At 30.4% G+C, this 24,017-nt stretch carries 15 protein-coding genes, 1 tRNA gene and 1 pseudogene; 13 read left to right on the plus strand and 4 right to left on the minus strand.

Going from position 1 to position 24,017, the window contains the following annotated elements; genetic code table 11:
* Window positions 1–177: 177 nt before the first annotated feature.
* Window positions 178–1,302, minus strand: a pseudogene (locus ERCISPPA3004_RS00335) (IscS subfamily cysteine desulfurase); the annotation flags it as partial.
* Between the two features lie 1,810 nt (window positions 1,303–3,112).
* On the opposite strand from ERCISPPA3004_RS00335, the gene coaE reads away from it, so the two are divergent.
* From coaE to era, 5 genes are all read left to right on the plus strand, one after another.
* Window positions 3,113–3,715, plus strand: coding sequence for a dephospho-CoA kinase (gene coaE, locus ERCISPPA3004_RS00340; RefSeq protein ID WP_157990165.1), 603 nt, complete (start codon window positions 3,113–3,115; stop codon window positions 3,713–3,715).
* A gap of 755 nt (window positions 3,716–4,470) precedes the next feature.
* Window positions 4,471–6,270 carry a translation elongation factor 4 gene (lepA, locus tag ERCISPPA3004_RS00345; RefSeq protein ID WP_157990658.1) on the plus strand — a complete coding sequence of 600 codons (1,800 nt, stop codon included), beginning with the start codon at window positions 4,471–4,473 and terminating at the stop codon, window positions 6,268–6,270.
* Between the two features lie 33 nt (window positions 6,271–6,303).
* A complete protein-coding gene (lepB, locus tag ERCISPPA3004_RS00350) occupies window positions 6,304–7,257 on the plus strand; it encodes a signal peptidase I (protein WP_157990166.1) in 954 nt (317 codons plus the stop codon).
* Window positions 7,258–7,406: 149 nt separating this feature from the next.
* Window positions 7,407–8,072: a ribonuclease III gene (gene rnc, locus ERCISPPA3004_RS00355; RefSeq protein ID WP_415017139.1), complete on the plus strand. Its 666-nt coding sequence runs from the start codon at window positions 7,407–7,409 to the stop codon at window positions 8,070–8,072.
* Window positions 8,069–8,977 carry a GTPase Era gene (gene era, locus ERCISPPA3004_RS00360; RefSeq protein ID WP_157990167.1) on the plus strand — a complete coding sequence of 303 codons (909 nt, stop codon included), beginning with the start codon at window positions 8,069–8,071 and terminating at the stop codon, window positions 8,975–8,977. The genes rnc and era overlap by 4 nt, the downstream gene beginning before the upstream one ends.
* 373 nt (window positions 8,978–9,350) lie before the next feature.
* Here the strand turns inward: era and rsmA are convergent, their stop codons facing one another.
* The gene (gene rsmA, locus ERCISPPA3004_RS00365; protein WP_157990168.1) at window positions 9,351–10,157 is read right to left on the minus strand and encodes a 16S rRNA (adenine(1518)-N(6)/adenine(1519)-N(6))-dimethyltransferase RsmA; all 807 of its coding nucleotides are present in this window, start codon (window positions 10,155–10,157) and stop codon (window positions 9,351–9,353) included.
* A gap of 787 nt (window positions 10,158–10,944) precedes the next feature.
* Window positions 10,945–11,021: transfer RNA gene (locus ERCISPPA3004_RS00370), tRNA-Arg, on the minus strand.
* 1,946 nt (window positions 11,022–12,967) lie between these two features.
* Between ERCISPPA3004_RS00370 and folD the strand changes: the two genes are divergently transcribed.
* Window positions 12,968–13,834 carry a bifunctional methylenetetrahydrofolate dehydrogenase/methenyltetrahydrofolate cyclohydrolase FolD gene (gene folD / locus ERCISPPA3004_RS00375; RefSeq protein WP_157990660.1) on the plus strand — a complete coding sequence of 289 codons (867 nt, stop codon included), beginning with the start codon at window positions 12,968–12,970 and terminating at the stop codon, window positions 13,832–13,834.
* Between the two features lie 1,068 nt (window positions 13,835–14,902).
* On the opposite strand, the gene alr is transcribed toward folD, so the two are convergent.
* A complete protein-coding gene (gene alr / locus ERCISPPA3004_RS00380; protein ID WP_157990169.1) occupies window positions 14,903–15,979 on the minus strand; it encodes an alanine racemase in 1,077 nt (358 codons plus the stop codon).
* A gap of 592 nt (window positions 15,980–16,571) precedes the next feature.
* Here alr and dnaA point away from each other — a divergent pair.
* The 7 genes from dnaA to yidD all read left to right on the plus strand — a co-directional run bounded on the left by dnaA (window position 16,572) and on the right by yidD (window position 24,008).
* Window positions 16,572–17,963 carry a chromosomal replication initiator protein DnaA gene (gene dnaA, locus ERCISPPA3004_RS00385; RefSeq protein ID WP_157990170.1) on the plus strand — a complete coding sequence of 464 codons (1,392 nt, stop codon included), beginning with the start codon at window positions 16,572–16,574 and terminating at the stop codon, window positions 17,961–17,963.
* A gap of 28 nt (window positions 17,964–17,991) precedes the next feature.
* Window positions 17,992–19,092 carry a DNA polymerase III subunit beta gene (gene dnaN, locus ERCISPPA3004_RS00390; RefSeq protein ID WP_157990171.1) on the plus strand — a complete coding sequence of 367 codons (1,101 nt, stop codon included), beginning with the start codon at window positions 17,992–17,994 and terminating at the stop codon, window positions 19,090–19,092.
* A gap of 86 nt (window positions 19,093–19,178) precedes the next feature.
* Entirely contained in the window at window positions 19,179–21,587 is a 2,409-nt protein-coding gene (gyrB, locus tag ERCISPPA3004_RS00395) for a DNA topoisomerase (ATP-hydrolyzing) subunit B (protein WP_157990172.1), read from the plus strand.
* A 218-nt stretch (window positions 21,588–21,805) separates the two neighbouring features.
* The gene (gene yidA, locus ERCISPPA3004_RS00400; RefSeq protein ID WP_157990173.1) at window positions 21,806–22,612 is read left to right on the plus strand and encodes a sugar-phosphatase; all 807 of its coding nucleotides are present in this window, start codon (window positions 21,806–21,808) and stop codon (window positions 22,610–22,612) included.
* Between the two features lie 664 nt (window positions 22,613–23,276).
* Window positions 23,277–23,426 carry a 50S ribosomal protein L34 gene (gene rpmH, locus ERCISPPA3004_RS00405; RefSeq protein ID WP_157990174.1) on the plus strand — a complete coding sequence of 50 codons (150 nt, stop codon included), beginning with the start codon at window positions 23,277–23,279 and terminating at the stop codon, window positions 23,424–23,426.
* A 16-nt stretch (window positions 23,427–23,442) separates the two neighbouring features.
* Complete coding sequence (gene rnpA, locus ERCISPPA3004_RS00410) at window positions 23,443–23,802, plus strand: ribonuclease P protein component (protein ID WP_157990175.1); 360 nt, start codon at window positions 23,443–23,445, stop codon at window positions 23,800–23,802.
* Window positions 23,766–24,008, plus strand: coding sequence for a membrane protein insertion efficiency factor YidD (gene yidD / locus ERCISPPA3004_RS00415; protein WP_157990176.1), 243 nt, complete (start codon window positions 23,766–23,768; stop codon window positions 24,006–24,008). Before rnpA ends, yidD begins: the two co-directional genes overlap by 37 nt.
* Window positions 24,009–24,017: the final 9 nt, after the last annotated feature.

Raw genomic sequence — 24,017 nt, forward strand, 5'->3', positions numbered from 1 at the left:
ATTTTTTATTATAACAATGCAATCATTTGTTATAATAAATAATGTATAAAACATTATATCTTTTATACAATTATCTAATTAAAAGGTTTGCGAATATCTCGTTGCTGAGAGGTCATGTAATAGTTTTGAACTTTTAGTTGAATATTCATAATTGCAGTGCCATTATTGATTATTAATTTTATTTATTAAATCAACCGCGTAACTAATTTCTTCTTGAGTAGTAAAGCGCCCAAAAGAAAATCGAATAGAATTCAGTGCGACCTCTCGGTTTATACCAAGAGCTGTCAGAACATAAGAAGGTTTGAGGCTGCTAGAAAGGCAAGCAGATCCGTTAGAAATGGCTAGATCTTTTAGTGATATTAGCAATGCAGTTTTACTGATATTATGAAAACTAATATTTAAAATATGCCCTGCTCCTTGATTCAAAGACCCATTAAGAGATACTGTTTGAATATTTTCAATACCTTTCCAAAGTTGTGCGCGTAGTTTGCAAATACGCAGCATCTCTTTTTCCATTGTATCTTTAGCAATCGCGCATGCTTTACCCATGCCAACAATTTGATGCACTGGTAGTGTACCGGATCTCATGCCACGCTCATGCCCACCACCGTGAATTTGCGCAGATAGATAAATACGTGGCTGATTTCGAACAAAAAGAGCTCCAATACCTTTTGGCCCGTATATCTTATGTGCTGAAAATGACATAAGATCAATTTTTAGGTGCTTCAGGTTAATAGGTAGTTTTCCAATACTTTGCGTCGCATCAACATGGAAGATCACGCCATGTTCTCTGCAGATTTTTCCGATAGCAGTAATATCTTGTATAATACCAATTTCATTATTAACATGCATAATAGAAACAAGTATAGTGTCTGGACGTAATGATTGCTGTAGGTGTTCTAATAAAAAAATACCATTGCGCGATGGATCAAGATAAGTGATATGAAAACCTTCAGACTCCAAATAAGCGCAAGTATCTAGCACCGTTTTATGTTCAGTTTTCGTGGTAATAAGATGCAGACCCTTTTTACGATAAAAATTTGCCGCACCTTTAATAGCTAGATTATTAGACTCAGTTGCGCCGGAAGTAAAAATAATTTCTCTTGAGTCAGCCCCAATAAGCTCTGCTATCTGATTTCTGGCAATATCGACTGCTTCTTCTGCTCGCCAACCAAATTGGTGAGATCTAGAAGATGGGTTGCCAAAATTACCATCTAGAGTAAAATATTGTAGCATTTTTTCTACTACACGTGGATCGGTGGGTGTAGTGGCGGCATAATCGAGGTAAATTGGTAATTTCATGCTAAAAATATTCTCAGATCATGTTCTTGTTGTATCTAGCGTAATAGCTAAGTGTAATAATGTTTTTTTTTGAAGTTATAAGTAAATATTGCACAAAACAAATAAAAATATCAAAAAACACCAAATATATAAAATCTAATCAAGATAAAATATTTTTTATTTTGATTATGACCTTTCTATACTTTTAATCATTTTTATTATTGTTCTTACTGTGAATCAGAATAATAAAATAGCTTAATTCTGAATGAGTGCTATTAAGCATCAATTGATATAAGAGTATAATAATTTATATTTTATATATTACTCTAAGTGTATCGAAAATGACCACTATATTTTACATTTTAATTATTAGATTATGTTTAATAGTTTTTTAGTAGCTGTAATAGAACTAATTATGAAACTTAATATATCTTAAAAGTGTAAAACATCTGTATATTTTACACTAATTAGTGAGTATTATATATAAATAGATTTATAAAAGGATCTTTTTGGGTTGGTTAGATTCATGTGAATAGTAAATTCAGCGTTTTTTTTGAAGAACAGTCACGAATCACTTTGACTGCAGAATTATGATTTTTATAGATAACTACAATAATATATTTTTATATTATATAATAGTTCAAAAATTAAGCAATATAATATATTGATATATTTTTAAATATCATATATTAAAATATTTTTAATAAAAATTACTCTGAATTTGATTTGAGTGATAAAAATAATATTTGTACAATGTATGATTAACCTCTTAAATATGGATTTATGTAAAATATTTTAGAAGGAAATTTTTTAATAATTTTTACAATTCTTGAAAATAGAGTTAGATCTTTTTTTTAAATTGCGTGTTTTTATGTTAAAAATAATTCTTTTATATTAGTAGAGTCAGCTTGAAGTTTTATATAAAAGCCTAATCATAATATGATATATAATTTCAGGTAGATGATATCTATCTATTCATTGTATTAAATAGTCTATTAAGTATTTTACTTATAACATCTATTGAATCTCTTATGTTGATATATTTTTAAGTTTTATAGATTAATATATATACGAAGAATAAAAGTTAACAAAAATTTTTATAACCTTATTTTATATGTTGTTGTATATACTTGAAATATAATTATATTGTATTGTGTATCTTCAGATTGATATAATTTGATTTATTTAGTTTTAATTAACAATCTTTTATAAATTGATTGAAAGTAGCATTAGATATCATCTATCTACATGCTATTTATTTTTAAATATTGCAATTAACTCCATTGCTATAAAAGGATTCTGTAGGTCATATAACTCGAGTATTAATAATGATTTTATAAATCCTTATTGTATCATACAATAGATTCTATATTTTCTAAAAAATATATAAGTTAGTAGATGCTTATGGGTAGGTGCTAAAGCTTTCTCAACCAAAAACGTTATAAGATTTTATTAGGAAAAATATTAGTCAAAAGTTATCTCTACAAAATAGAGATACTTCTGTTAGTGTTTCTTTGTTAATTAGCGTATAACTTATTATCGTAAGAGAATAGTCTTGATTATGTGAAAAATTGTCTACTTGGCTAAAAAATATATTTTGCATTTCTAATGATTAAGTTTTGAATTTGTATAAAAGTACTTTACGTAAGAGATCTAACTCTTAATAATTATAGTTGTTTTATGCATCATAAGTAATTCTGATTTATCCTGAACATCTCAAAATCAAAACAATAAATTGATATTCAAATATCACCGATTTTTTTAAAAAGTGATGTAAGTTATTTATTGCATTATACATAGATTATTAGTTAGATTACGAGATATTAAATTTATGTCTTATATTGTAGCTTTAACAGGTGGCATTGGTAGCGGAAAAACTACTATTGCAAATATGTTTGCTAAGTTAGGTGTAAACATTGTTGACTCTGATTGTATTTCACGCCAGATTCTTCTAACAAATCGGGAAGTGTTAATGGCAATATATAAATATTTTGGTAAAAAAATATTTATAAAAGATTGGATTGTAAATCGCCCCTTGTTACGAAAAAAAATTTTTAATTCTAAAGAAGATAGATTATGGGTTAATAATTTATTACATCCCATTATTTGTCGGGATTCTCATGCTCAGTTAGCATTTTCACAATCTTCATGGTGTTTGTGGGTAGTTCCACTTTTAATAGAAAATAATTTACAATGTTATGCCAATCGTATCTTATTGACAGATATTGATCTTAAATTACAAATCAAAAGAACTGCAAAACGCGATCAGATTACTTATCATGAAGTTAATAAAATTATTCGTGCTCAAGCAACATCTTGGTCACGAATTTCTGTTGCGGATGATATTATAGACAACAATGGCTCATTAGATATACTCAATCGGCAAGTCATCGACTTAAATCAGAATTATTTACATTTTTCAAAATATTTATAATTGGAAACATGCATTCTAAATTTTAAATTACATATAGATGTCGATTTAAATAAACTCCTGTTAAAAAAAGTTAAGAAGAATTTCTTGGGTGAGACAGTGATTGATGTTTGTTAATATGATCATTAATTTTTAATTTTTTCAATGATATATATAAGTATTCCCCCTTGCTTTGTATTTTTACTATTTTTACAATAAAGATTATATTGATCTATTTTATATATTGTCTACTACATTCTAATGTAGTATATCTTATAGATAAAAAATAATAGAATATTTGTTCTTTTAAAATAGCTAATTAAATTCTATGCCTATATTGAGGGCATCTCAAAAGATATATGCCTACAATGACATTGTTTTACATATAGATATAGGTTACTTAAATATCTTCTTTAATAACTTGCCGTATCAGGTTAGTTCAATGTTGAGGAATCTGGCGATCGGTAGATGACAAGTAAACTGTCTCTTATTAACAAATCTAGCGTTGAGATTAAAAGAATACATGTTGTTATTATTGTATATAATATTACCTGGATTTTCTGATTATAAAAATAGAAAAATTTAAATCTAACCATATTTTAGCACGCATTGCAAGCGTCTTCGATCTCTAAATTTCATGATATAGATTTTAGTCTTATAATAAGAAGATTGTAATTTTTATGTTAAAGTATTCAGAAATATCCATAAATCTAAAAATTAAAAAGATTGTAGCTATTATCCATATATATAAATTATTTAAAGTCTACCAAATGATATCAATAAATCAAATACGAAATTTTTCTATTATTGCGCATATCGATCACGGAAAATCAACAATTGCTGATCGTCTGATCCAGGTATGTGGCGGTTTAACAGAACGCAAAATGACGAAGCAGGTGCTAGATTCAATGGAGTTAGAACGAGAGCGTGGTATTACCATTAAGGCACAAAGTGTTACTCTTACTTATAATGCCAAAAATGGCAAAAAATATCAACTGAATTTCATTGATACACCAGGACACGTCGACTTTTCATATGAGGTTTCTCGTTCTCTTGGAGCATGTGAGGGAGCAATTCTTGTAGTTGATGCCGCACAGGGGGTAGAGGCACAAACTGTAGCTAATTTTTGCAGTGCAATAGAAATGAATTTAACAGTAATCCCTGTATTAAATAAAATAGATTTAATTACAGCAGATCCAGTTAAGGTTTTTAAAGAAATCGAAGAAATAATAGGACTTGATACTACTGATGCTGTAGTCTGTTCAGCTAAAACTGGCGCCGGGATACCTGATATGCTAGAACGTTTAATACGGGAAATCCCACCACCTACAGGAGATCCACAAGGTCCACTACAAGCACTGATAATTGATTCTTGGTTTGATAATTACCTTGGTGTTATTTCTTTGACACGTATTAAAAATGGTATCTTACGTGAAGGTGACAAAATTAAAGTAATGAGTACTGATCAAGTTTACATAATAGATCGTGTTGGTGTTTTTACTCCAAAACGAAAAGATACCGGCATTTTATGCTGTGGTGAAGTAGGCTGGGTCGTATGTGGGGTAAAGGATATTTTTGGTATTCCAGTAGGGGATACACTGACTTCAGCTAATAATATGGCTATGTATCCACTACCTGGATTTAAAAAAGTTAAACCACAAGTTTATGCTGGTTTATTTCCAATTAGATCCAATGATTACGAATTATTAAGGAATTCTTTAGGAAAATTATGTCTAAATGATGCTTCATTATTTTATGAAGCAGAAGATTCTACGGCTTTAGGGTTTGGTTTTCGTTGTGGATTTTTGGGTATGCTACATATGGAAATTATTAAAGAGCGTCTCGAGCGTGAATACAACTTAGAGATTATGATTACTGCCCCTACCGTCGTATATGAAGTAAAAACAGTTTATGGGAATCTAATTTATGTAGATAATCCTACTAAATTACCTATAGATAATGACATAGTAGAATTACGTGAACCAATTGCTGAGTGTCACATATTAGTGCCACAAGAGTATCTTGGTAATGTGATTATGTTATGTATTAAAAAGCGTGGCATTCAAACTAGTATAGTTTATTATAACCAACAAGTTTCACTAATTTATGAAATACCTATGTCTGAAGTGATTCGTGATTTTTTTGGTCATCTCAAGTCTACGACACGTGGTTATGCTTCTTTGGAATATCATTTTAAAAAATTTTCCGTGTCCGATATGGTTCGTGTTGATATTATAATTAATAGCGAACGAATTGATGCGTTATCATTAATTACTCATCGTCAGCATGCACAATTTTATGGGCGGGAGCTTGTAAATAAACTTACGCAGATTATTCCTCGTCAACAATTTGAAATTATTATACAAGCGACTATCGGGAAGAATATTTTTGCTCGCAATACGGTGAAACAATTGCGCAAAAATGTTCTTGCTAAGTGTTATGGTGGTGATATTAGTCGTAAGAAAAAATTACTCCAGAAACAAAAAGATGGGAAAAAACGCATGAAAAGCATAGGAAAAATTGCACTTCCGCAGGAAGCATTCTTTACAATAATGAATATTTCTATAGAAAATAAATAAGATTTATAGCATTTTATTGAAGAGGTTATGGGTATGGCACATACATTTATAATAGTTTTAGTAATTGCAACGTCTATTAGCGGTTTATTATGGTGTATTATGGTAGCTCAAAGGATCGTAAGTAAAAATAAAGAACAGATAATGCAAAAACCTGTTAATAACGTAATTACTATATCTCAAAAATTGCAATCTTGGACAAAAAGCATAGCATCGATTTTTCCTGTGCTTTTTCTAGTATTCATGGTGCGCGCATTTGGTTACGAACCCTTTCAGATCCCCTCTGGATCTATGATGCCAACTTTATTAGCTGGTGATTTTATTTTAGTACAAAAGTATGCATATGGCTTGAAGAATCCAATTACACAACATACTTTGATACAGACTGGACATCCGCATCGTGGTGATGTTGTTGTGTTTAAATACCCAAAAGATACAAGCCAAGATTATATTAAACGCGTGATTGGCTTACCAGGTGATTTAGTGAGTTACGATCTTCTCAGTAAAAAATTATCAATCCAGCCAGATTTCATGAATGTTAAAAATTGTAAACGCTTATTGAAGGTGACTTATTTTCCTTTCAATATGGATGATCAAAAATTTATCAATTCTAATAAAGATGAATTAAATCATAATGTCAACCATAAATATATTCAAGAAGTAGAACCTGAAGGTGATCATCCGGTAACTCGTATAGAAATGTTCGATAGCGTAAAACATCTTATTTTATTGTTAAATGGAGAACAGAAAGATTTTGAGTTAAGAGGTTACAATGGGATCGTTCATCAAAAGATTAGTTGGTTAGTTCCGGAGAATATGTACTTTATGATGGGGGACAACCGTGATAATAGCTCCGATAGTCGTTATTGGGGGTTTGTGCCAGAAAAAAATTTAGTTGGAAAAGCAGCTGCTATATGGATGAGTTTTGATAAAAAGGAAGGAAAGTTCCCAACTGGCTTGCGTCTGGAGCGTATTGGCATAATTCATTAAACAATAATTATCTAATGGATGATTGGAGTTGATAATTTTTATTGTCTGAATGATAGTGCTATGTAGTATATATATACAATATATATTGCTTCTCTATAGAAGTAAAAATTATTTTATATCGCCAGTAGTAAACTATAGATACGGTAATCATGAATCAGCTACAGAGAAAAATAGGTTATTTTTTTAAAAAAATCGAATTACTACAGCAGGCATTAACCCACCGTAGCTCTAGTCGTCAAAATAATGAGAGGTTTGAGTTTCTTGGAGATTCTATTTTAAATTGTGTAATTTCTTATGCAATTTATCGTAGCTTTCCATGTATAGACGAAGGCGATTTAAGTCGTATGCGTTCCACGTTAGTGCGTGGCTACACCTTAGCAGAAATAGCACGAGAGTTTAATTTAGGCTCGTATTTAACTCTTAGCCGAGGAGAATGGAAAAGTGGTGGTTACAAGCGTCAATCTATTTTATCTAATGCCATGGAAGCTTTAATTGGTGGTATATTTTTAGATAGTAATATGCAGACGATAGAGCGACTTATTCTTAACTGGTACGATTCTCGTTTGCACACTATTGAACCAGGAGACGAACAAAAAGATCCCAAGACACGCCTGCAAGAATTCCTACAAGGAAACCATCTTCCATTGCCATCTTATTTTGTATTACAAGTGCAAGGCTCAGAGCATCATCAGTTATTTACGATTCAATGCATTGTTACTGGAATAAAAGAGCCAGTAGTAGGTACTGGCTTGAGTCGTCGTCAGGCTGAGCAAAAAACTGCTCAAAAAGCCCTAATTATGCTAGGTATAGAATGAGAGAGCATGCCACTTATTGCGGTTTCGTTGCTATTGTGGGGCGTCCGAATGTAGGAAAGTCCACTGTATTAAATCAATTAATACAACAGAAGATTTCTATTACTTCACCTAAGCCACACACCACTCGTCATGAGATTATAGGGATTCAGAGTAAAGGTATGTATCAAGCTATTTATATTGATACACCAGGTTTATGTATAGAAGAAAAAAACACTATTAATCGTTTTATGAATCGCGTAATAAAAAACTCCATTACTAATGCCAGGTTAGTTGTTTTTATAATAGAGGGTATAAATTGGACTGTCGCTGATAAAATGATTATGCATTACTTAAAAGATAAATCATTAGTTCTTTTAGTACTGAATAAGATTGATACTATTGCTAATAAAAGTCTTTTATTACCGCATCTCCAGTGGTTAAGTCGGAAGAGGCATTTTGTAGATATAGTACCTATTTCTGCTAAGATGGGAACGAATATCGATACTATTAGTAGAATTGTGCATAAATATCTTCTACAGTCAGAGCACTATTTTCCTAAAAAGTGTATTACAAATCGTTCTCAAAAATTCATGGCATCAGAAATTATTCGTGAAAAAATTATGCGATATCTTGGAGGGGAGCTTCCGTATTCTGTAATGGTTGAAATAGAGCAATTTTCTATTAATAAGCATGGCAGGTTCATGATTTATGGGGTTATTATAGTACACAGTGCCAGTCATAAAAAAATAGTAATTGGCTGTAATGGAGCTAAGATTAAAAGTATTGGTGTTGCAGCACGTCATAATATGGAGACAATTTTTAGACAGAAAGTTTATCTTGAGTTATGGGTGAAAATTATATCTGGTGAAAGAGATTACAAAGATACACTGCTAAATATAACATATACAAATACAATACCATCATAGAAATACTTAGATTAGTGCTTAATAGTAAAATAGAATCTGTTGATATCTATCAATTTTAGAGATAGTGAGTACTTGTAGAGTAAAACATTATTGTTATTTAGGTAAAATATTAGCACAATATTGATAATATATGACTGGAATAAATACTAAATTTTAGTGTAAATTATATATAATTCAATTTTATGATCTTTATATATAATATATATGTTTTAGGTTTTTTTTTAAAATAGTGTTTACGCTTGGATAATGCGTATGATATTGGATTGTAGTGTGTACAGGTTTCGCGTATATACTCTTATTTTACTCAAGTGACGCATACGATGATTTGAATTATTTTATATTACCACAGTAAATAAAGAAGATTAATAAGTTATTAATAATGCTTCGTTAACCAATCTGCTAATTGACAATATTGTAAAACGCTAATATTTTCTGCACGTAAGTCCGGTGAAATATTCATTTTGATTAATTCTTCAAGAGAGATTAAATATTGAAGACTATTTCGTATTTTTTTGCGACGTTGATTGAAGGCTGCTGTGGTTATGCGATTTAAAGAATTGATGCGTGTTGGTGATTGTATTATAGTTCTTATTGGGATGAAGCGTACTACTGTAGATTTAACCTTTGGGGTTGGAGTAAGGGCATTTGCTGGAACTAAAATTACTGGAAACATCTGACAATAATACTGAGACATAACTGACAAGCGACCGTAACTTTTATTTCCTGGATTAGCCAGGAGACGATCAGCTACTTCTTTTTGTAGCATAAAATGCATATCATCAATGACGTTAATGTGACTAAAAAGATGAAATATTAGTGGCGTGGAAATATTATAAGGTAAGTTGCCAAATATGCGTAACAATTGGCCTTGTTTGTGTGAAAAATTTGAAAAATCAAATATTAAAGCATCTTGATGTAAGATATTGATTTTGTCTTTTAACTGAGAATTATTTTTTAGGTATAACGCTAGATCTCTATCAATTTCAATTACTGTGAGCTTATTTATTAGTGGCTCTATTTTTTCTGTTAATGCACCAAGTCCAGGTCCGATCTCGAGCATGACTTGTCCATACTGGGGGCAAATAGCATTAATAATAGTATTAATAATATATTGGTCATGTAAAAAATGTTGTCCAAAACGTTTTTTTGCATGATATCCATGGTGTATTTGACTTATCATTAGCTCTTTAATTGAAGTATATTAAGAAATATATTTACCGTATATTTTCACTATAATGTATATAAAAACTAATATTTATAGAAAATATAATGTAGCGACAAATTTCTCTATTAATTATAGATTCTTTTTTAAACTGGGCTGATAGTTTAAAAAAAATAATTTTTTTGTATTCTGTTTAAATTATTTAAATTATTTCTATAAAAATATTATGAGCTCAAGATTGTAATGGTCTATATAATTTTGTTTTGAGTGGTCTTATAAATGATCTGTTATTTTAAAAGTGTCTTTAGTATCTTTTTTGATAAAATATCATGTTTTTTGAGTTTTTATGTCTATTTGAGAGTGTTTTGTAAAAAATTATAATAGTAATTAAGGTTAATTGAAATTTTAATAGAATAATCACACTTAAGTATAAATTATAATGCTGTATTATATATTAAGTTTCTTTATCTATATTAATTTATTTTTTCTAAAAAGATTTTCTAACAGGTTTTTGGTTACATGATCGTCACATAAATTATAAAAATATTTTATATATTACATTAATTGTAATTTAGCTAGGGACTTAATATAAGATTATTAGCTTTTAAAATTTTTTATAAGAATTTAAATTCTTTTTCACATTACAAAGATCCTCAAATACAAATATAAACATAAAAACTATAACAATTGAGATTACTTATTGTAGAGATTATAATAGTAATTCTGCTGTGATAATGAAAAATATAGTAAAATATTGCATGTGTTTATAAAATAAACTGAACTATTTCAATTTTCACTTTAGTTATGGCACGCCCTACAGGATTCGAACCTGTGACCTACGGCTTAGAAGGCCGGTGCTCTATCCAGCTAAGCTAAGGGCGCATTTAATATAAATATATTATATATTATGTATATAATGAGTCAACTAATTTGCTTTGACTAGATATGTAATACTTTTCGTATTAAAATCTCTTCATGTAATTAAGTTGTATTATAAATAGCGCTAAGATTAGACAGTGCATTAATTATATTACTTACAATAGGGATTCAAATTTAATTATTAGTCATAAGATTTTTGTAATATCACTAAAAAATTTTATATATTACCTGTTTCCTCTAGAGCGTTAGATATTTTATATACTAAATACTGCCATGGTATGTAATACGACAGTCAGATTTTATCAGATGTAATTTGTTTTTATATTCATATAAAATTTAAAAAGATTAGATTTTAGCGTATTCTTAGCTCTAAAAATTTGACATACTTGTTAAGTATTATGTTTTCTAAGTGACATGTTTTTCACTATTTACTGATATAAGAGCTATTTATTTCTTGATATTTTGATCGTATATTTATTGAACAGCTCTAATCTGCAAGATTACTGTTTTGTTTTATTCCAAAATATACACGATTATTTTGTTTTTAATATTAAAATATGTTATGTATAATTTTATGCAAGCTAAGGTAAGTAAATTTCTCATCGTAATGTAATGCATTAAGATATATATCTTATCATTAAGTATAGATATTACATAATATTATTAGCATGGATAGCATAGAACAATATAATCTGTTATGGTTTTAGTCCTAATTATACTAATTTAGACTATATTTAGTGGTGTCTCTAATAAGGATGAATCGTCTATTAATAGAGATATGATTGAGCTTTAATTATTGCATACATACTCATTAGTTGTAGTATATTATTATGAACCTTTCAGATTAATAAAAGTAATAATTAATATACATCTTCAAAAGTTTAATAACTGTAAATTAATTTATTTATTATATAACTTAATAAAATTTTTATAGTGAAAAAAGTATTTTTATTTTTTTGTTAAGTGATATAGGTGTCTATTTTTATCAGTTTTAATAAAAATTTTTAACGAAGTCATCCTCATGTGTATTGATAAAATTAAGACAGATGAAAGCCTTTTTAATATGTATTGATGATAATTGATTTGTAAAATAATTAATTTTTTTATTTTTAGGATAATTGACATGTAGAATCAGATTTTTTTAAAAAATAATATCTACATGTACCGTAGATATATTTATATAGCTGTATAGGAAATTAATTAAGTTAGCTATCAATTGATTAAAATAATAATAATTTAAAAGAAGCGCAATAAAAACTTTAAAATGTTTAGATATTTAGATTTAATACTAAATCTATCACTAAATAGTAGAACGAACTATCTTCTAACAATTTTTAATAAAAATTACTTATATTAGTATAGTTTAAGTATTGCTTATTATACACTACGCTTAAAATAATATTGCGCATGTTATATAGATTTTATCTATGATGTTAGATATCATTGATAATATAATATATTATATTATATTATATAAGTTTTAGAAAAACTTAGGATAGTTATTATTAATATATAATATATAATATATTAGTTATATTTTGATTTTAATTTGTGAAAATTATAGATTATCTCAAATATGATCGATTTTGATGATTATTTTAAATAATTTGTGTACAATCAATATATAAAAATATATAAAAGTAAAAAATAAAATATAGTGTTGGTGTGATAACTGTTAGAATTAAAAAATAATCATCATGTCGTACAATCAAGTATTATTATTTTGGATGTTTCAAGTATGTTAATTAGATGCTTCATATATATTTTTGGTTTATTGAGCTTGCATATAAACAAGTATTTTAAAAACATATGCCTATCGAGATTAAAATAACATATATAAAAATATATAGATAGATTGCATTAATCTAATGTAACTATCAATTTTAGTATAATTGAATATTGGTGTGCTTTACAATTATCAAATGTAATTCAGAGGGATGCATGATTTAATGCCTGCAAAAATTATTAATGGTGAAAAAATTGCGCGCCAGATACGTAAAGAAATTTCTAGGAGTATACAGATACGTTTATCTGAAGGTAAACGTATTCCAGGTCTAGCGGTGGTATTAATAGGCTCAGATCCAGCCTCGAGGATTTATGTTACTCGAAAACGTTCTGCTTGTGAAGAAGTTGGGTTTTTTTCATATTTATATGATTTATCAGTTAATACCACTCAAGTTCAGCTTCTGGATCTAATTCAGAAACTTAATCAGGATGCTACTATTGATGGAATCTTAGTACAGTTACCGCTTCCAGCGGAAATAGATCCAGTTCTAATAACAGACAGCATATCTCCTATTAAGGATGTAGATGGTTTTAATTCGCATAATCTTGGTCGTTTGTGTAAGCGTTCGCCAAGTGTTTTGCGACCATGTACGCCTCGTGGTATTATAACTCTATTAGAACGTTATCATATTGATATTTGTAGCCTTCATGCGGTCATTGTTGGGGCCTCTAATATTGTTGGGAGGCCAATGAGTATGGAGCTTCTTCTTTCTGGTTGTACCACAACTATTACACATCGTTTTACAAAAAATTTAGATTGTTTTGTCTCGCAAGCTGATCTTCTTATCGTGGCAGTTGGAAAACCTAGATTTATTCCAGGATATTGGATTAAATATGGCGCCATAGTGGTTGATGTTGGCATTAATCGTTTAACAAATGGAAAAATAGTTGGTGATGTTGATTTTGATCAAGCTTTTTATCGGGCATCCTGGATTACGCCAGTTCCAGGAGGAGTTGGGCCAATGACTATTGCTACTCTTATGCAGAATACATTATATGCTTGTGAAACAAACGAAAAGATTACTTTTTAATATAGTTTTTTAATACAGAATGTTTTTATAAACAGTGATAGTTTATAAAAATATTTTAAACTTTCAAGAAGTTTGGATTTTTAGATTAACAATTTTCAAAAATATTTTATTTATTATTTATTCTTATATAAAAGCAAAACCTCATGATAAGTTCTTTTTTATAAAGAATCGAAATAATTCTGTGTTTATATCTTAAAAACCATGCTGTATATTACATCAAGTAGTATTTTATACTTTATTTTTTATAAAAATATTCTATTTAGTTAATATTAATTAGTAGAAAATTATATACCTAAGTAGCCTTATATGAAATTATTATTTCATGTAAGTTTTACATTATTCTAATTCAATCACCATTTAGTAATGAATTTTTTAATCAACCATGTATTGCTTGTTTTATGCCTTGGATGTGTAAAAGTTTAATCTTGGAATATTTTTAACAATTTAGAGCATTAAATGCTATATATTTTAATAATATTCATTAATAGAATTTTTTATAAAATAAAATTAGTTATAAAATTTTTCTCAGTTTTTATAAGAAAGCAGATATAATCCATTGATTAGTGTGGATTTTTCATATCATTTTTACATCAATAACATATAGTGATGTGCTAACATTAAAAATAATTTGCTTTTTAAAAGATGACTATATGTTATATGATTGAAATAAAATTACAAATTTTATAACATATAAGTGTATTAGGAGTATTTTCTTTAGTTTTCTAACATTTATACTAGAAGTAGTTTTTTTTGTACATCAATCATGCTAGTTTTATGACCATCACTGATCGATATAAATATTTATTTATTTTTTTTGCAGTGATGAAAACTATAATGTATATTATTAACTTGTTTTTGAGAATGGTAAGAAAATTTTACGCATAAAACTAATAATATTCTCTAGATTTTTAAAAACTTTAAGCATAAAAAATATAATTTATAAAATATATTTTTATATATATTATATAAAATATGTATTTCATACAAATCTTATATTAGTAAAAACCTTTAAAGTTTTTAATCTTTATTAAAGTTTTTATATGTAGGTTATTTTGTGCCTGTTTTGTTTTACTTCAGCTGAACTGGAACTCGTGGAGATAACGCGCACATAAGTTCATATCCCACAGTCTTAGATGCTGTGGCAACATCGTTAATTTTAACGCTGTCCCCCCATAATTCAACCTTACTGCCAATATAAGCCTGTGGGTACATAGTTAAGTCTATTGCCATCATATCCATGGAAACAGTTCCAATAGTTTTTGTCATATGCTCTAAAATTTTTACAGGAGTTCCAGAAGGAGCATGGCGTGGATATCCATCAGCATAACCACAAGCAACTATCCCAATACGTTGCTTGCAATTAGCTCGATAACTATTAGCGTAGCCTACTGTTGACCCAAAGGCAATCTCTTGAATAGCAATAATTTGACTATTGAGCGTCATAACAGGTTCAAAGCCAGAATCTGATGAGATACCTGGATTACCATCTCTCTTTGGAGAGGCGCCATATAATATAATTCCAGGGCGAACCCAATTAAAATGAGTCTGAGGGTGCCAAAGGATAGCAGCGGAATTAGCTAGTGATATTGGACAATTAAGATCTTTTGAGGCTTGATAGATTTTCTTCATTGGCTCGATAACGCCTTCTTTATGCTCCGCGTTCGCAAAGTGCGCCATAAGTGTTAATGTGCCTATACTTTTGATCTCTTTGAGTTGTCGCCAGACAGAATGGATATCATCTGGTTGAAAACCAAGACGATTCATACCACAATTCATTTTTAGATAAATATTTAATGGAGCTAATAATTTAGCTTGCGCTAATGCTTGAATTTGCCATTGACTATGTACAACTGTAGTTAAATTATATTGTGCTAGGATTGTGATATCACTTGGATGAAAAAACCCCTCTAATAACAAAATAGGTTTCTGCCATCCGCTGTCTCGGAGCAATAATGCTTCATGGATGCTAAGCAAAGCGAAACCATCTGCTTGACATAGACTCTTCCAGACTCGTTTAATACCATGACCGTAGGCATTAGCTTTGACTACAGCCCAAAGTTGTGCAGTGGGAACCATCTGACGCACTATAGAGAGATTATTTTTTAATGCCTTTTGATTGATTATTGCTACAATTGGACGAGACATAATCTTCCTTATATCTATAGATATAGCAGCCTATACATAGGGTATATAATATATTATGCAAAATATATTATTGAAATTGTCGAGTAATCTCGTGTCACCATAATAAAAACCATAGATTATCTTTAATTGCTACCAGCATACAATAGAATGAATATATTATCTCTATATTAATCATGACGATTTCGCGCTTTCTACATTGCGAGCACGTAATACATTATAGAAAAAAATACATATAGGATTGGAAATAATTTTCTAGAGAGTGAATTTTGGTAGATATAATCTATTATATATTAGTTATTATGCCATGCATGGTTTCTGTATAATTGTATATGTTTTTATGTTTTAGAGTAATAAAAGACACTATTTATAAAATCAAAGATCTTTGCTGAATTTTACACTATACTCGTTTTTTATCAAAAACTATAAATGAGCATTAACAGTTATTAAAATTATTATTAATACATTAACTTTGTAAAAATATAATAATTAGGAGAACGTTATTCTTTTTGTAAAATTTTGTCATATTTTACAAAAAGAATATCATTTATTATTTTAGTTCTAGTGTTTTTTGATTTTTTAAGTGGGGCCCGCCGTGTCACTTACACTTTGGCAACAGTGTCTTGCCTGTTTAAAGGATGATTTACCTAAGACCGAGTTCAGAATTTGGATACGACCCTTACAAGCTGAAATAAATAATAATACGTTAGCTTTATACGCACCTAATCGTTTTGTGCTAGACTGGGTAAAGGATAAATATATTCATCATATTACTACCCTCTTAAGAAATTTTGGTGGTGTTAATGTTCCTTTGCTTCTTTTTAAGGTAGGCAGGAGATCTAGCTATCATATAGTCAATAAACCTGATATAACTAGTGTCCGTACAATGACAGATCAGATTCGTAGCCCATCATTCATGTACTCGACGCGATGGCGTAATGTCACAGCGTTTGCAGATGTTTCTTATCGATCTAATGTGAATGCTAGATATAAATTTGAAAACTTTGTTAATGGTCAGTCAAATCAATTGGCACATATAGTAGCACAGAAAGTGGCAGATCATCCGGGCGAGACATATAATCCGCTGTTTCTTTATGGAGGGACTGGGCTAGGTAAAACGCATCTATTGCATGCAGTAGGGAATGGGATTTTAGCAAAAAAATCTAACGAAACTGTAGTATATATGCGCTCTGAGCGTTTTGTAACGGACATAGTTAAAGCATTACAAAGCAATGCAATTGAAAAGTTTAAATGTTATTATCGTTCAGTAAAAGCGCTACTAATTGATGATATTCAGTTTTTTGCTAATAAAGAACGCCCTCAAGAAGAGTTTTTTCATACCTTCAATGCCCTTTTAGAAGGTAATCAACAAATTATTTTGACTTCTGACCGTTATCCAAGAGAAATTAATGGCGTAGAAGATAGACTAAAATCACGATTTGGATGGGGATTAACAGTTGCTATTAAGCCGCCAGGGCTAGAAACACGTATAGCGATCTTAACAAAAAAAGCTTATGAAAACAATATCCTGCTATCGAGGGAAGTAGCATGTTTTATTGCTACAAGATTACGTTCTAATGTAGGAGAATTAGAAAGCGCATTGAATCGTATAATAGTTAATTCAAAATTTACTGGTCGTTCCATTACAATGGATTTTGTTCAAGAAGTGCTTCGTGATTTGCTAGCATTACAGGATCAACTAATAACTATTAATTTTATTCAAAAAACAGTGGCTCAGTATTATAAAATTCAAGTCGTTGATTTGTTATCAAAATGGCGATCCCGTTCAGTTACTCGCCCAAGACAGATAGCCATGGCGATTACGAAAAAATTAACTAATCATAGCTTACCAGAAATTGGTGATGCTTTCGGGGGACGTGATCATACTACGGTCTTGCATGCCTGTCGAAAAATTGAACAGTTGCACGAAGAGAGAAAGGATATTCAAGAGGATTTTTCTGCTCTCATTAAAATCTTATCTTCTTAAATTAATAATACGGCAGGTTTTTTATATTATGAAATTTAGTATAGAACGTGAACGTTTATTAAAACCACTACAATATGTAAGCGCCACATTAAGTAGTCGCCCTATATTGCCTATTCTTTATAATCTTTTGTTAGAGGTTAAAGAAATGTCTTTATGTTTGATTGGTACTGATTTAGAAATGCAGATAGCAGTGTGTATCTCACTAACTAAAGAGTGTCAGTCGGGAATAGCTACTATTCCTGCTCGTAAATTTTTTGAGATTTGTCGTGGATTACCAGCAGGTTCGGAAATTTTTGTGTATCTTGAAGGAGATAGGATTTTTGTTCAATCTAATCGCAGTCATTTTTCCCTCGTTACTTTACCAGCTATTGATTTTCCTAATCTAGATCACTCAACGAGTGAAGTTGCGTTTGTTGTAAACCAAAGAACTATCAAGCACTTAATTGAAGCTACACATTTTTCTATGGCGAATCAAGATGTGCGATATTACTTGAATGGCATGTTATTTGAGACAGTAGGGACAATATTATATACCGTTGCTACGGATGGACATCGATTAGCAATAGGTTCTATTCCGCTAGATAAGTTATTAGCCAGTTACTCTGTGATTGTTCCACGTAAAGGTGTTATAGAGCTTTCGCGTTTATTAGATGATAGTGACACGCCATTAGAGATAGAACTCGGAAAAAATAATATTCGCATTTCTATTGGAGCTTGTGTGTTTACTTCTAAGTTAATTGATGGTCGGTTTCCAGACTATCGCAGTGCTATATCATCAATACCTATTAAAACTATAGAGGTGAACCGTGAGGCATTTAAAAAATCTCTCATGCGTGCGTCTATTTTGTCTAATTCTAAATGCCGTAGTATTTGCCTGAATGTTAGTGAGAATCAGCTTAAGATTACAGCACGGAATCAAGAAAAGGAAGAAGCGGAAGAAATTTTAGATGTAATTTATAGTGGAAGTCAGATAGAAATTGGCTTAAATGCTAGTTATATTTTAGATGTGTTAAATACATTAAAGTGTAACAATGTTTGTATATCGCTAAGTGATTCGACATCAAGTGTGCATATCAAAGATTCAGTAATGCCATTTGCAAGTTATATCATTATGCCAATTCGTTTATAATGCGTGTATAGTAAGTTTTTATAGATAGTCAAGAAGTGATAGTATAATAATATTTTATATAAAAATTAAAATTAATGAGAAAGTTGATGCCAAATATGTATGACTCATCGAGTATTAAAGTGTTAAAAGGGCTTGACGCAGTACGAAAACGTCCTGGTATGTATATTGGTAATACAGATGATGGAACTGGTCTGCATCACATGGTGTTTGAGGTAGTGGATAATGCGATCGATGAAACACTTGCGGGTTATTGTTCTCAGATTAGTGTAACAATTTATCCCGATCACTCTGTGTCAATACAAGATAATGGTCGTGGTATTCCTACTGGAATACATACAGAAGAAGGAGTTTCTGCTGCTGAAGTGATTATGACGATTTTACATGCTGGCGGAAAATTTGATGATAACTCATACAAAGTATCTGGAGGTCTTCATGGCGTTGGTGTATCTGTGGTAAATGCATTATCAGAAAAATTAGAGTTGACTATTTTTCGTGAAGGAAAAATATATTTTCAAACTTATATGCATGGTGTAGCACAATCCCCGTTGAATATAATAGGGGATACCAACTTGACAGGTACATTAGTTCGTTTCTGGCCTAGTTATAATACTTTTAAGAATGTTATAGACTTTGAATATTCAGTTTTAGAAAAACGTTTACGGGAATTATCTTTTCTTAATTCTGGTGTCTCCATAGTTTTAGAAGATAAACGATATGGTAAGCAAGATGTTTACCATTATCAAGGCGGGTTACAAGCATTTATTCAATACCTAAACAAAAATAAGACACCAATTCATCCTAATATTTTTTATTACATCACCCAGAAAGATAACATTGGTATAGAAGTAGCCTTGCAGTGGAATGATGGTTTTCAGGAAATCATACACTGTTTTACTAATAATATCCCACAACGTGATGGCGGGACTCATCTTGTAGGTTTTCGATCTTCTATGACTCGAACTCTAAATACTTATATGGATAGAGAGGGATACACTAAAAAATCTAAGGTTTCTACTATTGGTGATGATGCGCGCGAAGGATTGATTGCTGTCATATCAATTAAATCTTCAGATCCAAAATTTTCTTCACAAACAAAAGATAAACTAGTTTCATCTGAGGTAAAAACAGTAGTTGAACAAACAATGAATGAGTTGCTTTATGCTTATCTATTAGAGCACCCAGGTGATGCGAAAATAATAGTTGGAAAGATCATTGATGCCGCTCGTGCTCGGGAAGCGTCTCGTCGTGCGCGAGAAATAACTCGCCGAAAGGGTGCATTAGATTTATCTAGCTTACCTGGAAAGTTAGCTGATTGCCAAGAAAAAAATCCAGTTTTCTCTGAGCTTTATTTAGTAGAGGGTGACTCAGCTGGTGGATCTGCAAAACAGGGGAGAAATCGCAAAAATCAAGCTATTTTACCATTAAAAGGAAAAATTCTTAATGTAGAAAAAGCGCGTTTTGATAAAATGTTGGCATCTCAGGAGGTCGCAGCGCTGATTACTGCTCTGGGTTGTGGTATTGGTCGTGATGAGTATAACCCAGACAAATTGCGTTATCATAATATTATTATCATGACCGATGCAGATGTTGATGGATCGCATATTCGTACGTTACTTTTAACGTTTTTCTATCGTCAAATGCCAGAAATTATCGAACGAGGGCACCTTTATATTGCGCAACCACCACTGTATAAAGTTAAAAGAGGCAAGCAAGAAAAATATATTAAAGATGATGATGCTATGGATCAGTATCAAATGTCCATTGCTCTTGATAAGGCTGTCCTGCATGTTGGCAATGACGGGATAGACCTGAGAGGAGAACAGCTTAAAATACTAGTAAATACATTTCAATATACACGTAGAATGATTAAAAAATCAGAGCGTTGTTACCCAATAGAATTACTAAATGCGCTAATTTATCACAAAACATTAAGTGATTTAACAATAGAGATTGCAGTAGAAGAGTGGTTACAGGGCTTATTAAATAATTTAAATGACAATGATGTAAATGGCGGATTCTATAACGGCATTGTTCAAAAAAATCATCAATTAGGGTTATTTGAACCAATTCTGCGTGGATGTATACACGGCGTTGAGATGGAGTATTTATTAGATAATAATTTTATATGTAGTGACATATATCAAAAAATCTCTATATTAGGCAAGGAATTGCGTGGTCTAATTAAACAAGACGCGTATGTAACGCGCGGAGATCGTCGTCAATCGGTATCCAGTTTTGAGCAGGCAGTTAATTGGTTAATTTCAGAATCACGTCGGGGTTTATCAGTTCAGAGATATAAAGGTTTAGGTGAAATGAATCCAGAGCAATTATGGGAGACTACAATGAATCCAAAGAGTCGGCGTATGTTTTTAGTAACTATTCAAGATGCTTTTAAAACTGATCAGTTGTTTAGCACCTTAATGGGGGATACAGTAGAACCTCGTCGCGCTTTTATTGAAACAAATGCCTTACGTGTGGCTCATATCGATATTTAATATTTAGTAAAATTTTTCAAACAATCAAAAAACATAGTCTTAATAGTATACACTATGTAGTTGTTTAGTATTAATCTACAGATTAGGTATAGAAAAATTTTATTTCAGATAAATTATATTATACCAGGATAATTGTTTTCACTTTTTTTCATTCTACGTTATAAATTTTTACTGTATAATACTAGCGTAAGAAGATATAGTAATATTCTAAGGATAGTATGACAATCAAATTAATTGCAATTGATATGGATGGTACATTACTTAACCCGAGGAATGAGTTAACACCCAAAGTAAAAAAAGTTATTAAGAGAGTTAACAAGAAGGGGGTTAAAGTTGTCTTGGCTACTGGAAGACCGTTTATTGGTGTTGAGTATTATCTCAATGAGCTGGATTTACATAAGGATGATCAATATTGCATTACTAATAATGGCTCATTAATTCAGAAAACAATAAACGGAGAATGTCTTTTGGAAATGTTACTACGTTTTGATGATTATCTTTATTTTGAGAAATTATCACGAATATTAGGAGTTCATTTCCAGGCCTTAACTAAAACAGAAATGTTTACGTCGAATAAAAACATTAGCAAATATACTGTTCATGAAGCTTGGATGACTGGAATTCCTTTGCATTATTGTTCTGTAGATAATATGGACTGTAATTTAACTTTCCCAAAAGTAATGATGCTAGATCCTCCAGATAGATTAGATGTTGCCATCGCTCGTATTCCAAAAAATGTATTCCAGGAATATACTATTATGAAAAGCTCACCGTACTATCTAGAAATTCTTGATAAACGAGCAAATAAAGGCGCTGCTGTGCAATTTATAGCGGAGATGTTAGGTTATTCAAGGAGTGAGATTATGGCGATTGGCGATCAAGAAAATGATTTAGCTATGTTAGAGTATGCAGGTACAAGTATAGCTATGGGAAATAGTATCACTCAGGTAAAGTCGGTCGCAAAATTTATTACAAAAAGTAATGAAGAGGATGGTGTAGCGTTAGCAATTGAACGGTTTATTTAAACCAGAAAAATTGGTAAGAATTCCTATGTATATTGCATTTTTGATATATATATATTATCATTTGATGATTTAAAATTACTAATTAGTATCAAATACTAAATATAGAAAAAAAAAATTGTTTTTTTATAGACGATTTATAATGATAGATACTACAAAGGTTCTATGATATTAATGTATATGTCAAGTAAGGTATATGTTGAATATTTAAAGATTTTAAAATTTCTTTTATTTATTTTTCTAGTTATTTTGATGATATGATTTGTATAAAATTAAAATTTTATAGGATTTTATTAATATAATTATTATCTGTAATTATGAACACTGAACTTGCTATATTATTTTAATAACAATGTTAATTATTAATATAATTATAAATTTTTTGATTAGGTTATCAAATTTTCTAAAATATAACAAAATAGATTTTATCTAATTAGTGGACATTATAAAACATTCTAAAAGAATCATATCAGTATAGAAAGTACAAAATTTAAATATTGTTATAGTTTGTTCTATTATATGTTTATTTGTGATTGTTATAGTATTTTGTTTAATTTTAACAAGTAGTATATGCAAGACAAGTCAGGTATGGGTGTACACATAACTATATGTACGATGTTTGATGTGTGCTAGATAACACATTTTAGTTAGAATTTAGGAAAAAGGTATGAAGCGTACTTTCCAGCCCTCTGTAATTAAACGTAACCGCACTCATGGTTTTCGTTCTCGCATGAAAAGCAAAAATGGTCGAAAAATTTTATCTCATAGACGAGCTAAAGGCCGAGTACGTTTAACTGTCTCAAGTAACTTGTATTAACTTCTTTGAATGATAGATGAAAGAATATTTATTCACAAAGAAGTTACGCTTGTTAACTTCCGCGCATTTTAATTTTGTTTTTCAGAGGCCGCAACGAGTTAGTATAACTTGTATTACGATTCTTGGGCGTTTGAATACATTAGGACATCCAAGGATTGGTTGTTCTCTTTCTAAAAAAAATCTTAAGCATTCTCATGAGCGTAATAGAGTTAAACGATTAATACGAGAAAGTTTTCGTCACAATCAACACCAACTCCCAGGGATGGATTTTGTAGTTATAGTGAGACGTGGAATTGTGTCTCTTGATAACCATGCTTTCACAAGAGTATTGGAGAAATTATGGCGTCGTCATTGTCTCTTAGTGCGCAGATTTTAATTCTTATAGTAAGAATTTATCGATATGTTATCAGTCCATTGATAGGCCCGTGTTGTCGCTTTCGGCCAACCTGTTCGCAATATAGTATTGAAGTATTGCAAAAATTTGGTGCGATTAAAGGTAGCTGGTTGTCCATCAAGCGTCTATTGCAATGTCATCCTTTTAGTTCTTGTAGTAAGAATCTATTACCACCACGTAAATATTGATTTCAGAGA

Source organism: Candidatus Erwinia haradaeae, from assembly GCF_900698995.1.
Taxonomy (GTDB): Bacteria; Pseudomonadota; Gammaproteobacteria; order Enterobacterales; family Enterobacteriaceae; genus Erwinia_E; species Erwinia_E haradaeae_C.